Annotated in this window: 17 protein-coding genes; 12 read left to right on the forward strand and 5 right to left on the reverse strand. The window is 64.4% G+C overall.

The window, feature by feature from the left end; genetic code table 11:
* The first annotated feature begins 162 nt into the window (after positions 1-162).
* Complete coding sequence (locus BM408_RS05480; protein ID WP_092127745.1) at positions 163-1,254, forward strand: Bug family tripartite tricarboxylate transporter substrate binding protein; 1,092 nt, start codon at positions 163-165, stop codon at positions 1,252-1,254.
* Positions 1,255-1,292: 38 nt separating this feature from the next.
* Here the strand turns inward: BM408_RS05480 and BM408_RS05485 are convergent, their stop codons facing one another.
* Entirely contained in the window at positions 1,293-1,691 is a 399-nt protein-coding gene (locus BM408_RS05485; RefSeq protein ID WP_092127747.1) for a winged helix-turn-helix transcriptional regulator, read from the reverse strand.
* Positions 1,692-1,826: 135 nt separating this feature from the next.
* On the opposite strand from BM408_RS05485, the gene BM408_RS05490 reads away from it, so the two are divergent.
* The gene (locus BM408_RS05490) at positions 1,827-2,720 is read left to right on the forward strand and encodes an NAD(P)-dependent oxidoreductase (protein ID WP_092127749.1); all 894 of its coding nucleotides are present in this window, start codon (positions 1,827-1,829) and stop codon (positions 2,718-2,720) included.
* Between the two features lie 143 nt (positions 2,721-2,863).
* Entirely contained in the window at positions 2,864-3,382 is a 519-nt protein-coding gene (locus tag BM408_RS05495; RefSeq protein ID WP_175541699.1) for a hypothetical protein, read from the forward strand.
* Positions 3,383-3,405: 23 nt separating this feature from the next.
* On the opposite strand, the gene BM408_RS05500 is transcribed toward BM408_RS05495, so the two are convergent.
* Positions 3,406-4,323 carry a ketopantoate reductase family protein gene (locus BM408_RS05500; RefSeq protein WP_092127754.1) on the reverse strand — a complete coding sequence of 306 codons (918 nt, stop codon included), beginning with the start codon at positions 4,321-4,323 and terminating at the stop codon, positions 3,406-3,408.
* A gap of 130 nt (positions 4,324-4,453) precedes the next feature.
* On the reverse strand, positions 4,454-5,383 hold the full coding sequence (locus BM408_RS05505; protein ID WP_092127756.1) for a LysR family transcriptional regulator: 930 nt from the start codon (positions 5,381-5,383) through the stop codon (positions 4,454-4,456).
* Between the two features lie 163 nt (positions 5,384-5,546).
* Here BM408_RS05505 and BM408_RS05510 point away from each other — a divergent pair, with 163 nt between their 5' ends.
* The 3 genes from BM408_RS05510 (at position 5,547) to BM408_RS05520 (ending at position 8,135) form a co-directional block, all read left to right on the forward strand.
* Positions 5,547-6,182, forward strand: coding sequence for an NADPH-dependent F420 reductase (locus BM408_RS05510; protein WP_092127758.1), 636 nt, complete (start codon positions 5,547-5,549; stop codon positions 6,180-6,182).
* Positions 6,183-6,411: 229 nt separating this feature from the next.
* Entirely contained in the window at positions 6,412-7,089 is a 678-nt protein-coding gene (locus BM408_RS05515) for a porin family protein (RefSeq protein ID WP_092127760.1), read from the forward strand.
* 104 nt (positions 7,090-7,193) lie between these two features.
* The gene (locus BM408_RS05520) at positions 7,194-8,135 is read left to right on the forward strand and encodes an alpha/beta hydrolase (protein ID WP_175541700.1); all 942 of its coding nucleotides are present in this window, start codon (positions 7,194-7,196) and stop codon (positions 8,133-8,135) included.
* Between the two features lie 102 nt (positions 8,136-8,237).
* On the opposite strand, the gene BM408_RS05525 is transcribed toward BM408_RS05520, so the two are convergent.
* A complete protein-coding gene (locus BM408_RS05525; RefSeq protein WP_092127764.1) occupies positions 8,238-9,461 on the reverse strand; it encodes an extracellular catalytic domain type 1 short-chain-length polyhydroxyalkanoate depolymerase in 1,224 nt (407 codons plus the stop codon).
* 298 nt (positions 9,462-9,759) lie between these two features.
* On the opposite strand from BM408_RS05525, the gene BM408_RS05530 reads away from it, so the two are divergent.
* The 5 genes from BM408_RS05530 to BM408_RS05550 all read left to right on the forward strand — a co-directional run bounded on the left by BM408_RS05530 (position 9,760) and on the right by BM408_RS05550 (position 12,467).
* The gene (locus tag BM408_RS05530) at positions 9,760-10,707 is read left to right on the forward strand and encodes an oxygen-dependent tRNA uridine(34) hydroxylase TrhO (protein ID WP_092127766.1); all 948 of its coding nucleotides are present in this window, start codon (positions 9,760-9,762) and stop codon (positions 10,705-10,707) included.
* Between the two features lie 11 nt (positions 10,708-10,718).
* Positions 10,719-11,363: a glutathione S-transferase gene (locus BM408_RS05535; RefSeq protein ID WP_092127768.1), complete on the forward strand. Its 645-nt coding sequence runs from the start codon at positions 10,719-10,721 to the stop codon at positions 11,361-11,363.
* Between the two features lie 81 nt (positions 11,364-11,444).
* A complete protein-coding gene (locus BM408_RS05540; protein WP_092127770.1) occupies positions 11,445-11,663 on the forward strand; it encodes a DUF4287 domain-containing protein in 219 nt (72 codons plus the stop codon).
* Positions 11,660-12,010, forward strand: a complete 351-nt coding sequence (locus tag BM408_RS05545) for a hypothetical protein (protein ID WP_092127772.1) — start codon at positions 11,660-11,662, stop codon at positions 12,008-12,010. Before BM408_RS05540 ends, BM408_RS05545 begins: the two co-directional genes overlap by 4 nt.
* Before the next feature lie 28 nt (positions 12,011-12,038).
* Positions 12,039-12,467, forward strand: a complete 429-nt coding sequence (locus tag BM408_RS05550; RefSeq protein ID WP_092127774.1) for a thioesterase family protein — start codon at positions 12,039-12,041, stop codon at positions 12,465-12,467.
* A 7-nt stretch (positions 12,468-12,474) separates the two neighbouring features.
* Here BM408_RS05550 and BM408_RS05555 read toward each other — a convergent pair whose 3' ends face one another.
* Positions 12,475-12,906: an Lrp/AsnC family transcriptional regulator gene (locus BM408_RS05555; RefSeq protein ID WP_092127776.1), complete on the reverse strand. Its 432-nt coding sequence runs from the start codon at positions 12,904-12,906 to the stop codon at positions 12,475-12,477.
* A gap of 183 nt (positions 12,907-13,089) precedes the next feature.
* On the opposite strand from BM408_RS05555, the gene BM408_RS05560 reads away from it, so the two are divergent.
* On the forward strand, positions 13,090-14,193 hold the full coding sequence (locus BM408_RS05560) for a saccharopine dehydrogenase family protein (RefSeq protein ID WP_092127778.1): 1,104 nt from the start codon (positions 13,090-13,092) through the stop codon (positions 14,191-14,193).
* The last annotated feature ends 261 nt before the right edge of the window (positions 14,194-14,454 follow it).

Raw genomic sequence — 14,454 nt, forward strand, 5'->3', positions numbered from 1 at the left:
AATGGCCCTCACAGACAGAGGCGGGATTGACAAGAGGAGGAGCGCGGGTGCGTGGAGCGGGAGGCTCTTGCATCGCTGCGTGTGCCATCCGGTTTGCGAGCGCCGCCACGGCTTGCCTCCAGGTCCAACAGCGGCTTATTCATTTTCGAAAAAGGACATCTCATGAAGCGGATTCATCTCTCACGGCGCGCGCACCTTCTGCAGGCGGCCCTGTTGGCATTAACCGGCGGCAGCGCCTTTGCACAGGCCCCTCAGGGCAACACGGCAAGCGGCAAGGTCACGCCGGCAGCAGCCGCGAAAACGCCAGCTGCCCGCCCTGCTGCTGCCGTTGCAGCCGCGCCTGTCGCCTTGGACTGGCCCACCAAACCCATTCGCCTGCTCATCGGCTTTCCGCCGGGCTCGGTGCAAGACTTGTCCGCGCGCGCGATCAGCGAGCAACTGTCCAAATCCCTGGGCCAGCCCGTGCTGGTTGAAAACAAGGCCGGCGCCTCGGGCACGATTGCCGCCGACCAGGTGGCCAAGTCGACCGACCAGCACACCTTCGGCGTGATGAACAACAGCCAGCTCACCATCGCCAAGCTGCTCAACCCGATGGCCTCTTACGACCCAGCGGTTGACCTGGCGCCCATCGCGCTGATCGGCACCACGCCCATGGTGCTGGTGGTCAGCAACTTCGCGCTGGGCACAACCCCGCAGGAATGGCTGACCTGGCTGCGCAACCAGGGCGACAAGGCCAACTACGGCTCACCCGGCGCTGGCACACCCGGCCACCTGGGCATGGAGCTCATCAAAAGCCGCAGCGGCGGCCTGGGCGTGATGCATGTGCCCTACCCCGGTAACCCGCAGATCATCACCGCCATGCTGGGCGGACAACTGCAAGCCGCCCTGCTGCCGCCTGGCCTGGCGATGCAGCAGGTCAAAGCGGGCAAGATGAAAGCGATTGGCGTCACATCAGACCAGCGCAGCATGCTCGCCTCGGAGCTGCCGACGCTGCGCGAAGTCGGCATCATGGGCGCCGACATGGAGCTGTTCACCGCGCTGGCCGGCCCTGCGTCATTGCCCGCCCCGGTGCGCGACAAACTGGGCGCCGCCGTGATCGACGTGCTCAAAACCAGCGAGACGCGCCAGCGCCTGATCACCGTGGGCTGGCAACCGTCGCCCTCTACCGCCGAAGGCTTGCGCACCCGCATGCGCGCCGACACACGCAACCTGGGCGGCATCATCATGCTGCGGGGCATTCGGGCCGACAGTTAAATCCTCAGGGGCGCCGGGCCACTGCGCGCGGCGCCTGCTCACCCGCGCTGCGCGTAGCGGTCGCCCCAATCCGCCAGCGGGGCCAATGCGTCGTTGAGCGACTTGCCAAGCTCCGTCGTCGAGTACTCGACTCGCGGCGGCACTTCATGAAACACCAGCCGGTGCACGATGCCGTCGGCTTCCATCTCGCGCAGTTGCTGGATCAGCATTTTTTCGCTGATGTCGGGCACCAGCCGCCTCAACTCACCGAAGCGGCGCGCCTCGGTGTGTAGCTCCCACAAAATCACCGCCTTCCATTTCCCGCCTATGACTTCAAAGGCCGGGCCGATCCCGCAGGTAAAGGGCTCGGGCGCCGTCTTCTTGGGCTTTTCCGAGGTTTTGACCGACGGTTTTCTCGCGGGTGTGGCCGGTGCTTTTTTGCCTGCAGTGACTTTCATGGCGCTCCAATACTTTTCTTGCTTACTTTTTAGTAAGTACCTCACTTTATAGTAGGTACTTGACGCTTCGCAAGTGGATTTTCTACGATGCACTCCCCTCATCGTTTAACCCCATTTTTTTAAAAGCGAATCGTCATGAATGCAGATGCAAAGACCTCAGCGGTCTCAAAGGTTTCGGTCATTGGCCTGGGCTCTATGGGCACCACCCTCGCACAGCTCTACCTTGATCAGGGCTACCAGGTCACGGTATGGAACCGCACACCCGGCAAAGCCGCGGCTCTCGTCGCACAGGGCGCAGTGCTCGCGCCCAGCGCCGCCGAAGCCGTGCGCGCCAGCCCCACGGCCGTGATGTGCGTCTATGACTACAAGGCGGCAGACGCCATCCTGGCCCTGCCCGATGTGGCCGAGGCCATCACCGGCAGGCTGCTGCTGCAACTGACCACCGGCAGCCCGCAAGACGCCCGCAGCAGCGAAGCCTGGGCGCAGCAACACGGCGCCCGCTACCTCGACGGCGCCATCCAGGCCGGCCCCAGCCAGATGGGCAAGCCCGACACGCCGCTGCTGCTCTCAGGCGCCGAAGCCAGCTACCGCGAAGCCGAACCCTTGCTCAAAGTGCTGGCCGGCAACGTGATTTACCTGGGCGAAAAAATCAGCGCCGCCGCAGCGATGGACCTGGCCACGCTGTCGTATGTCTACGGCGCGATCCTCGGCTTCCTGCACGGCGCGCGCGTGTCTGAGGCCGAAGGCTTCGACGTCGCGCACTACGGCGAGATCGTCAACGGCATCGCGCCGACCTTCGGCGCTTTTCTGCAGCATGAGGGCAAGGTGATCCGCTCCGGCGACTACACCATCTCCGAGAGCCCGCTGCGCATCTCGGTCGAAGCCACGCAACGCCTGCTGGACACCGCCAAAGAGGCCGGCATCAACACCGAGTTCCCGGCCTTTGCGTCCGGCCTCTTTCAACGCGCCGATGCGGCGGGCCTGGGCGGTGAAGAGCTGGCGGCGATGATCAAGTTGCTGCGTGCCTGAAGCATCACGGCGGCCAGCAACGTAAAGTTCGCGGTTTCCGGCCCCGGTTTACGCCGGCTTTACCGTGGCACTACATCCCCGATGTTTATCCGTTTTGAAATACGCGGGCGCAGATGGCTGCGCGCCAATCATCGGGAGAAGACATGCATTTTTCATGGGCCGGGGGCATCCCCTTTTCACGCGGGCGAATGGGGCTTGCCGCCCTTTTTCTGGCGGGTGTGGCTTGCAGCAGCCATGCGCAATTTGGCGGTGGCAGCGGCGGTGGCCCGCGCCAGCGCGGCGGCCAGGGCCACACGCAGGCGGGTGCGCCGGCCTCCCAGCGAAGCCAGACGGCATGGGAGCAGCTCAGCGGCAAACTGTATGACTTGCGAATTCAACTGATGATCACCCGCGAGCAAGGCCAGGCCTGGGAAGCTTTTCGCGCCAGCTTGCTGGAGACGGCGACCACCGGCCCGTCGGGCCAGGCTATGCAGGATCAGCCGACGGCGAAGGACGCTTTTCAGCAACTGCTGCGTGATGCGCAAAGGCGCACCGCCGCGCTGACAACGCTGGACACCGCCGCGCAGGCCTTGCTGGCCCAACTCAGCCCCGAGCAGCTCCAAACGGCCGACAAGGCCCTGCCCGCTTTGCTGGCAGAACTGGGCGGCAACCGGCCGCGGTAAAGAGCAGGCCCGGGCGAGCTGCTTTAAACCTGTTTGCCCTCGAGCAACTTCACCAGCGCCCACAGCACCCGGTTCGCCGGCACCGGCACGCCCAGCGCCTCGCCGCGCTTGACGATCAGGCCGTTGAGGTAGTCGATCTCGGTGGGTTTTCCGCGGGCCAGGTCTTGCGCGGTAGAGGCATATTGGTTGGGCATGCTGCCGGCCAGTTTGTCGACGGCGGCGTGCACGTCGCCGGCCACTTCCACGCCTTCTGCTTTGGCGACGGCCAGGCATTCGGCGACCACGTCGCGCATCACGTCCTTGATGCCCACGCCCTGCACTGTCTTGCCATAGGGCATCTGGGCAATGGCCGAGACGGCGTTGTAAGCGCTATTCAAAATCAATTTGGCCCACAGCGCGCCGCGCACATTGGCCGAGATTTCTGTTGGCACACCGGCGGCGACCAGCGCTTGCGCCACGGTGTCGCTGAGGGCTGAGGGTTCAATCACCAGATCGCCGCGGCCATGGTGTTTGAGGTGGCCGGGGCCGGCCATTTCGGTGGCGACGTAAACGACGGCAGCCGCCACGGCATGCCCCGGCAGCACGGCGCGTAAACGGTCTGCGTTGTCCACACCGTTTTGCAGGCACAGCACCAGCGCGCCTGGCGCCAGGTGCGGGCGGATCAGCGCGCCGGCCGACTCGGTGTCGGTGGACTTGACGCAAAACAGCACCAGCTGTGCGCCCTGCACGGCATTCGGCTCGCTGCTGGCCGCCAGGCGCACGTGTTCGTCAAAACTGCGTGTTTCCATGTGCAGGCCGCTCTCTTCGATGGCGTCGACATGCCGCGGCCGCGCGATCAGCACCACATCGTGGCCGGCGCGGGCCAGCATGCCGCCGAAATAACAACCGACGGCGCCTGCGCCCATCACGGCGACTTTGAGGTGGGGGGATTGGGTGGTCATGAAGAGCTTTCTGCGTGCAAAGAGATACCAAGAGATGCAAAGGGATGCGAAGACCCGGATTGTGGGTGAAGTGCGCGATGTTTGCTGGCAAGCGCAAAAGGCCCTCCACGAAGCCCCAAGCCCCTAGACCCTAGCCCAGGCTGCCCGCAAAGCGCCGGCCCAGTTCCTGGCGCTCAAAGCCCTCGGCCACAAAGTCGATGAAGGCGCGGGTCCTGGCGGGCATCTGGCTACGTGTGGGGTAATAAACCGAGATCGCGCCTGCATCCACATACCAGTGCGGCAACACCCGCACCAGCTCGCCGCGCTCCAGCTGCGGCAGCACGTCGGGCACGGCGATCAGCGTCACGCCCAGGCCCATAAGCGCGGCGGCGCGCATGGCGGTCGGGTCGCTCAGCACCACTGATTCGCTGGTGCCGGCCGCCATTTCAGCACCGGCGGCGTCGCGCATCACCCACTGGCGCACCCGGCCGCTGGCGCTGGAGCGCATGACGATGCCGGGCAGCGCGGCCAGCCCTGCCGGGTCGACAGGCGCGGGCCGGCCAGCCATCAAGGCAGGCGACGCCACGGCGACCAGGTGCATGGGCGCGAGCGGGCGCGACACCACGCCCGGCGACAGCTCAAAACCGCCGCCTATGGCCGCGTCATAACCCTCGGCGATCAAATCCACCGGTCGGTTTTCGAAATACCAGTCAGGCCGCACCAAGGGGTAGCGGGCGAGGAAGGCCGGCAGCAGCGGCAGGATGTAATCGATGCCGAAGGTGGGCGACATGCTGACCTTGAGCGGCCCGGCGGGTTCGCCGCCATCACCGGCCACGGCTGCAATCGCCGACTGCAGCGCGTCGAGGTTGCCGCCTATCGAGGCCAGAAAGCGCTCACCGGCCTCAGTCAGCGTGAGCTTGCGGGTCGAGCGCTGAAACAGCCGTACGCCAATGTTGCGCTCCAGCATGGCGACGTTGCGGCTGACGGCCGCCGGCGTGAGCGCCAGGCGCCGCGCCGCGGCCGAGAAGCTGCGGCCTTCGGCGCTGCGGACAAAGGATTCGAGGTTGGCCAGTGTTTCCATGGGGCCGATGTTAGGACTGTTCCGGTCTTTCTTCAACCAATGCTTGAAGATGATTCAAGGCATTACTGACTTACCAAAAGGCAATCCAAATCCCATCATTCAGTCCATCAGCAGCAAGTTAGCAACTGATTGGCAACCCATCAACAACCCAAGGATTGAATTTATGACTGCAATCACCACCCCCATCACCCCCATCACCCCCACCATCGGCATCATCGGCTCCGGCGCCATTGGCTCGGCCGTCGCCAAAGTCCTGGCCCGCCACGGCATCCAGGCCACGCTCGCCAACAGCCGCGGCCCCGATTCGCTGAAAGACCTGGTGCGCGAACTGGGCCCCAGCATCAAAGCCGGCACCCGTGAAGAAGCCGCCGCCCAGGACATCGTCTTTGTCGCCGTCAACTGGGGCAAGCTGCCCACTGCGCTGGCTGGCCTGCCTGACTTCGGCGGGCGCATCGTCATCGACACCAACAACCCGATTGAGGCGCCGCTCTTCAAACCCGCCGAACTCAACGGTCGCCTCTCCAGCGAGGTAGTGAGCGATCTGGTGCCCGGCGCACGCGTGGTGAAGGCCTTCAATCACCTGGCCGCCGCGCTGCTGGCCACCGACCCGGCCGACCAGGGCGGCAAGCGCGTGCTGTTTTATTCAGGCGACGACGCTGCGGCCAAAGCCACCGTGGCCGCGTTGATCGGCCGGCTCGGGTTCTCAGGAATCGACCTGGGCGCACTGAACGTAGGGGCGCGCCTGGCGCAGTTCCCGGGCGGCCCGCTGCCGATCTTGAATCTGGTGCATTACGCCTGAGAAGGCGAGTGATGCGGGGCGCTGCGTAAAGTCACAAATGCCATGCATTTTTTTACCGTTGCTTTACCAGCGCTAGACCGCCGCTACACCGATGCGTCGCTCAATGGCGGTGCGCAGGGTCCTGCGCGGCCTGGGTTGAATAAAGGGCGCTTATGACGGGCGCTCGTTGCCCACCCAGGCAGATCAGAGAGCTTGCCGGCGCCATGCGCCGGCTTTTTCCGGAGAAATCATGAAGTTCACCCATTCATCCAAACTGTTGCGCCTGTCTGCCGCTGCACTGTCCCTGGGCGCCGCCATGGCAGCCCAGACGGCACTGGCGGCGCCGCTGGCATCGCAATCGCCGGATGTTTACCTTGGCGGCAATATCGCCTACAGCCGCACGTCCAGCCTGGGCGGCAGCATTGACGGCGCACTGAATAACCAGGGCCTGGCCAGCAGCACTTCGACCAGCACACCCAGCGCCACAGGGGGCCTGCGGCTGGGCTACCGCCTCAACCCCAACCTGGCCTTCGAAGCCAGCTACGACCGCATCGGCTCGACGGACCTGCAGTCCGCCATCACGTCGCCGGCGGCGGACACCGCCTCGGGCACCTGGAAGGCGCACGGCTTTGGCCTGCATGTGCTGGGCATCGCGCCGCTGGACAACCAGTGGTCGGCCTACGGACGCGCCGGTATCGAGCAATGGCACACCTCGCTGGACACGGCGTCGGCCACCGGCGGCACCCCCAACGTATCGACGACCGGCTCCAACACCTCGCTGGCGCTGGGCGCCGGCGTGGCCTATGCCATCTCGCCCAACGTAGACGCGACGGCGGAGCTGGTGCACTACAACCGCGTCGGTACGTCCGCCACCGGCACCAGCGCGGTCAACCAGGTCAACTTCGGCCTGCGCTACCACTTCCTCTGAAGGTGATTCCCGGCCGGCGCCGTGTGCGCCGGCCTTTTTGGGTTTTGAGGCGGGCCGGGTAAGCTTTGCGGCCCGCCCCGGCGCAACATCACTGGAGCCATTGCATGCCCCCTGCCCTCCGACTTCCCCGCTGGCCGGTCCTTGCGCTGATGCTGGCCGCGTTTTTCCACGCCGGGCAGGCGCCCGCCCAGCAGGACAATGGCCGCCTGGAGCGTAAAACCACCAAGGCCGCCAAAGCCACCGTACCGGCCGAGGTGCGGCAAATCACCGACATCGCCTACGGCACGGATCCAAGGCAGCGCATGGACGTGTACCTGCCGGCCGCCATGACGGACGCGGCAAAGGCGCCCGTCATCGTCATGGTGCACGGCGGCGCGTGGATGGTGGGCAACAAGGCGATGGCCAATGTGGTCGACAACAAGGTGGCCTACTGGGTCCGGCAAAAAGGCTATGTCTTCGTCTCGGTGAATTACCGTCTCTCGCCGCAAGTTGACCCTCTGGTGCAGGCGCATGACGTGGCCACAGCGCTGGCCAAAACGCAGTCGCTGGCGGCCTCCTGGGGCGGCGACCCGGCAAAAGTCATCCTCATGGGGCATTCGGCCGGCGCACACCTGGTGGCGCTGCTGGGCGCGTCGCCGGCGCTGGCGCGAGAGGCCGGCGCCCGGCCATGGCTGGGCACCGTCGCGCTCGACAGCGCCGCGCTGGACCTGGAGCGCATCATGAACGCCCGCCACATGCGCTTTTACGACCGCGTCTTCGGCGCGGACCCGGCGTATTGGCGCACCGTATCACCCAGCAGCGTGCTGGCGCCGGACGCCACACCCATGCTGCTGGTGTGCTCCACACAGCGGGCCGACGGCCCCTGCGCGCAGGCGCGGGATTTTGCGGCCAAGGCTGCCGCCAGGAACACGCCAGTCAGCGTCTTGCCCCAGAACCTGACGCATGAGCAGGTCAACACCACGCTGGGCCTGCCCGGCGCCTACACCGACGCCGTGCAGAGTTTCATGTCAGGCTTGCTTTCCATGCGGGCATCCACGGTGCGCTGAAGGCTTTAAAAGGTCAAAATCGAGGCTCAAATCGGGCTCAAACCCAATAAGCAAGAGCGCAACCCGCTACCAAATTAATAGCGCCAGCAGCCTGGCGCCGCCTCAGGTCTCGGGCGCAACCGGCTCGCGGCGGTGGTAGCTGAAAAAGGTCCACATCATCAGCGTCGCGTCGGGGCCCTGCGGCTCATTAAATTTGACGCTGACGTCGCCACCGCTCCAGGCGTGACCCAGCGCGTCGACATCGCACTTCACCAGTTGCGGCTTGCGGCCCGCGTACCAGGTTGATGTTTGATAGGCGTGGCGCGGCTTGCGCCCGCCGCGGCGTTCGGGGCAACGGCGCAGCGCCGGCTCTTCACGCGATGCGCTTTGCGTCAGCACCGGGCCGTTGATGATTTCAAACTGCTCGGCCAGCTGGTCGGCATTCACCCGCCGCACCACGCTGTCGTCATTGCCATGAATGAGGATGGCCGGCATGCCCGGAAACTGCGGCTGCGCACCGGCAAATTCACGCGCCGCCGCGCCGTACGACGAGGCCGAGCCGTGCTGCATCGCGCGGTAGGCGCTAAAAGGCGAATGTGTGGTGCCGAACACCGGCGCCGAATGCATGCCCACAGCGGCAAACAGCCCCGGATGGCGCAGCGCCAGAATGGCCGCCAGTGCGGCGCCGGCAGACAGGCCCGCCACATAGGTGCGCGAGGTGTCCAGCCCATGCTTTTGCTGCACCTGCGCCACCATCGCGGCGATTACGCCGATGTCGCCCTCGCCCTTTTGCGTGGCGCGCTTGTACCAGTGCCAGCAGCGGTGCGCGTCGGCGGTGCTTGATTGCTGCGGGTACAGCACCGCAAAGCCCTTGCGCTCGGCCAGCTGGTTCATGCGGCTGCCGGCAGCAAAGTCGGCCGCCGTCTGCTGGCAGCCGTGCAGCATCACGACCAGTGGAAGCGGTTTGGCCGGCGTGTCAGACACACCCGGTGCGCAAGGCACACCGGCGGGCAGGTAAAGCCAGTACAGCATGCGCCGCGTATCCGTCCACAAGCCGTCTCCCGGCAAGGTAAACCAAGCTTTGCGCCAGGTGCCGGGCAAGCCGGCAGCAGCGCGCGCCTGTGCGGCCGTGGGGCGGCGGGTTTTCGGGGCGGCTTTGGCAACTGGTTCAGGCACGGCCGCCACCAGCTTGAGCAGTTTCAGCTTGGGCCGGCGCGGCTTTTTGGCCGGCGCGGCCTTGGGCAGCATGCTTTCAAACAGCCGCAAGCCCTGCGCCTGCTGGGCCTGTTGGGCCTTGCTCACGCGGCGCATGCTTTTCAGCCAGAGGCTGCTCAGGCTTTTGGCCATGGCTGGAGGGGGGTGTGAAGGTGTGTTGTCATTGAAAAGGAAAACCGGGGGCTGCAATCACAATGCTTTAGCCCTCAATCAATAAGCATACGTTTATTTTGCTGCATTGCAGCAAAATATCTATCAGCCAAGGCCTCAAAGCGCCGGACGCCGGCTTGATTCCAGTGCTTTTCGTCACAAAATCAGGGTTCAAGCCGTGTTACGCCGTATGTAAAGGCGAAAATCAGCACCTGGCGCCCAAATCACCCTGTTTTGGTGCCCCCGTTTCTGGTTCCCCGTTCCGCCGCCCTTTTGCCCCATGTCCCAATTCCTTACCGCCGCCCTCTACCAGTTTGTTGAGCTGCCCGACTTTGCCGCGCTGCAGGCGCCGCTGCTCGCGCAATGTGAGGCCCATGGCGTCAAGGGCACGCTGCTGCTGGCCGCTGAAGGCATTAATGGCACCATCGCCGGGCCCGAAGCCGGCGTGCGGGCGGTGCTGGCGTATTTGCGCAGCGACGCGCGCCTGGCAATGCTGGAGCACAAGGAGGCCTGGGCCGACGCCATGCCCTTCTACCGCATGAAGGTGCGCCTCAAACGCGAGATCGTCACCATGGGCGTACCCGAAGTGCACCCGGCCCTGATGGCCGGCGAATACGTCAAGCCCGAAGACTGGAACCAGCTCATCCATGAGCCCGGTGTGGTGCTGGTCGACACGCGCAATGACTACGAGGTCTCCATCGGCACTTTTGAGGGCGCAATCAACCCGCACACCAGCAGCTTTTCAGAGCTGCCGGGCTGGGTCGAGCGCGAGATGGCCGAAGGCGGCAAGCTCGCCGCGCAAGACGGCAAAAAGCCCAAGGTGGCGATGTTCTGCACCGGCGGCATACGCTGCGAAAAATCCACCGCGCTGCTGCGCTCCAAAGGCTTTGACGAGGTCTATCACCTGCAAGGCGGCATCCTCAAATACCTGGAGACCGTGCCCGAGGCGCAAAGCAGTTGGGAAGGCGAATGTTTTGTGTTCGACGAGCGCGTCTCCGTCGGCCACGGGCTCAAGCCCGGCGGCTTCACCCTATGCCGATCGTGCCGCGACCCGCTAAGCGAAGCAGACCGCCAGTCACCGCTGTATGAGTTGGGCGTGAGCTGCCCGCACTGCCACGGCAGCACCAGCGAAGAACAAAAGGCCGGCTACCGCGAACGCCAACGCCAGGTTGAGCTGGCCGAAAAGCGCCAGGCCGCGCACATCGGCGTGCGCCAGCCCGGCGCTTGAGCGTTCACGCCATGAGCGACGCCCTGCCCGTCCTCTACTCGTTTCGCCGCTGCCCGTATGCGATGCGCGCGCGGCTCGCATTGGCCATCAGCAGCGAGCCGCACGAACTGCGTGAAGTCGTGCTGCGAAGCAAACCCGCCGAGATGCTGGCCGCCTCACCCAAAGGCACAGTGCCCGTGCTGGTGCTGCCGGGTGGTGAAGTCATCGACGAAAGCCTGGATGTGATGCTGTGGGCGTTGCGGCGCAAGGACCCCGAGGGCTGGCTCGCACCCGCGCAGGGCTCGCTCGACGAGATGCTCACGCTTATCAGCGGCAACGACGGCGCCTTCAAGCGCAGCCTGGATCGCTACAAATACCCGAATCGCTACGACCAAGAATCTGCCGGTGATGCCGGCGGGTTTGGCTTGCATCACCGCAGTCTGGGCGCGGCATGGCTGCTTGAGCTCGACGGCATGCTGGAAGGCGGCTGGCTGTTCGGTAGACGCGCCAGCCTGGCCGACATGGCGCTGCTGCCCTTTGTGCGCCAGTTCGCGCACACGGATCCTGACTGGTTCGCCGCCCAGCCCTGGCCACAGCTGCAAACATGGCTGGCGCAGTTTGAAGCGAGCGCGCTGTATGCGGATGTGATGCAAAAGCATGCACCGTGGCGGGCATGACACGCCCGCACGGCCTTCAGGATTGATCGCCTCGCACTGACCGCCTAGACTGGCGAGTCTCTTTTCAACGCAAGGCGCCTCATGACCTTTCAGGCCTACATCGACAATATCCAGGCAAAGACCGGCAAGTCCGCTGCCGACTTCAAAAAGCTGGCTGACCAAAAAGGCTTCAGCAGCAAAGGCAAGCTCAAGCCCGAGGTGAAAGCCGGCCAGGTGGTGGCATGGCTGAAGGAGGAGTTTGAATTGGGGCACGGCCATGCGATGGCGATTGTGGCCTTGCTCAAAGGGAAAGAAGCGTGATCAGGCTGGCAGGCCGCCGCGCATGGCCTCTTGCGCTGTGCATGGCGCTGTCCGCCTGCGCAACTGACCCTGCAGACCTCAAGCTGCTGGAGGGCGAAGTCACCCAGGTCGTCAAAGACGGCATGCCGCTTGCCGACGCCGTGAGGGCCATGCAGTCTCGCGGCTTCTCTTGCGCGGAAGGCACGTCGCTTCAACCACGGGCCAAAGGCATTTTTGAGTGCAACCGGTCCCGCGCCCCCTTGTGGCCGCCGTACGGCTGCATTCACAGAATATGGTTTGAGGCAGCGCCGCCCAATGGCGCCATCTCCAAACTGCAGGTGTTTAAGCCCACCTGCGCCAGTTTTTAAACCGCCTTCACACGTCCCGGAGGTTTCGTTGAAGCCATCACTGCAACCAGGCCTGAAATACGTTCACCGCTTTGTCGTCCCCGCCGGCAAGACCGTTCCCGCGCTCTATCCCGAGTCTGAAGAGTTCGTGGCCATGCCGGAAGTCTTTGCCACCGGCTACCTGGTCGGCTTTCTGGAGTGGGCCTGCGTGCTGGCGATCAAGCCGCACCTGGACTGGCCAGCCGAGCAAACCGTCGGCACGCACATCAACGTGAGCCATTCAGCCGCCACGCCGCCGGGCCTGGAAGTGACGGCGACGGTGGAGCTGATCGAAGTAGACGGCAAGCGCCTGGTGTTTGCGGTGCAGGCGCATGACGGCGTCGACACCGTCTCTGAAGGGCGGCATGAGCGCTTTGTGATCAACAAGGAGCGCTTTGATGCGCGGGTGCGCGAAAAAGGAAAGCGCGCTTCGGCTTGATGTGCCTTCAGCGCTGAAAGCGCGTCGAGAGCACCACCGAGGTGTGCGTGCGCTCCACCCCTTCGAGCAACCCAATGCCGTCGATCAGCGCATCGAGCCGCTCAATCGAGCCGGCCTGCACGATGGCGATCATGTCGAAGGTGCCGCTGATGGAGAGCAGCGAACGCACCTCGGGGATTTTGCGCAGCGCCGCCTCGACCGGGCCCGATAGCTTGGGGCCGACGGTGAGCATCACATGCGCTGATACCTGCGACTGCTCATAAGCGTCGCCGATGCGCGCGCCATAACCGGTGATGACCTTGTCGCGCTCCAGCCGCGTGATGCGCGCCTGCACCGCCGTGCGCGACAGCCCCACCTTGCGGGCCAGCAAGGCCATGGGGCAACGGGCGTTTTCACGCAGTTCGCTGAGCAGGGTCTGGTCGATGGCGTCGAGTTGCATGGAAGGGTCTGAAAAGGCTTGGCAAGAGGTTTAAGGATGATTTAGTTAAATCGCGTATTTTTATAGTTTATTTATCTAAATTATGGCGTTATTTTCACTATTTTGATACTGGTAACCGTCTGCACAGGCTTTCACAATAAGTCATGCCCCTGCACGGGGGTCACACACCTCAAAGGAGACGCCATGAAAAAGAAAATCCTGATCGCAGGCGCCGGCAAGATCGGCTCGGCCATCGCCGCGCTGCTGGCCGCCACGCCGGACTACGCCGTCACCGTGGCAGACGCATCGCCGCAGGCACTCGCCGCCATCAACACCGGCCCGAACGTGCAGCGCCTCACGCTCGATATCACCGACCCGCTGGCCCTGCGTGCAGCACTGACCGGGCAATACGCCGTGCTCAGCGCCGCGCCCTTTCACCTCACCACGCTGATCGCCGAAGCCGCCGTGGCTCAGGGCGTGCACTACCTCGACCTGACGGAAGACGTGGCCAGCACACGTCGCGTGAAAGAGCTGGCCGCCACGGCGCACACGGCGCTAATCCCCCAGTGCGGCCTGGCGCCGGGCTTTGTCTCCATCGTGGCGGCCGACCTGTGCCGACGCTTTGACAGCCTGCACAGCTTGCGCATGCGCGTAGGCGCGCTGCCACAGTTCCCGTCGAACGCCCTCAACTACAACCTGACCTGGAGCACCGACGGCGTCATCAACGAGTACTGCGAGCCCTGTGAAGCGATTGTCGAAGGCACGCTGCGCCAGGTGCCGCCGCTGGCCGAGCATGAAGAGTTTTCACTGGACGGCGTGACGTATGAGGCCTTCAACACCTCAGGCGGCCTCGGCACGTTGTGCGAGACGCTCCAAGGCAAGGTCACCCACCTCAACTACAAAACCATCCGCTACCCGGGCCATGCGGCCATCATGAAGGTGCTGCTGAACGACCTGCGCCTGCGCGAGCGCCGGCCTGTGCTGAAAGACCTGCTGGAAAACGCTTTGCCTGTGACGCTGCAAGACGTGGTGATCGTGTTTGTCACCGTGAGCGGCCAGCGCGATGGGCGCCTGACGCAAGAGACTTATGCGCACAAGGTTTACAGCCAGGCGGCTGGGGGCGCGATGCGCAGTGCGATTCAAGTCACCACGGCTTCGGGGATTTGCACCGTGCTGGACTTGCTGGCGGCTGGGCGCTTGCCTGCGAAGGGGTTTGTGCGGCAGGAGGAGATTGGTTTGGGGGAGTTTTTGGCTAACCGGTTTGGGCGGGTTTATGGGGAGGGGTTTGTGGAGAGGCTTGCGGCTTGAGTTGGTTTCTTGGCCCGGCCTGCGTGCTCGTTGCATAGGCTGCTGGCCGGGTCTCGCCCCGGCGGGCGAGGCACTTTTCTTTGCTTCGCCAAAGAAAAGTACCCAAAAGAAAGGCGACCCTACTGTCTGCGTCCCCTGCGCTTCGCTACGGGGCAACCTGCGGTGCTCGGTCCAGACGGGGTCAAAAACAACTCGCTTCGCTCAAACAAGTTTTTGCCCTTATCCGTCTGGACCTCCGCTCCTCGGCGCAGACAGAAGGGG

This window comes from Polaromonas sp. YR568, assembly GCF_900116715.1.
GTDB lineage: Bacteria > Pseudomonadota > Gammaproteobacteria > Burkholderiales > Burkholderiaceae_C > Polaromonas.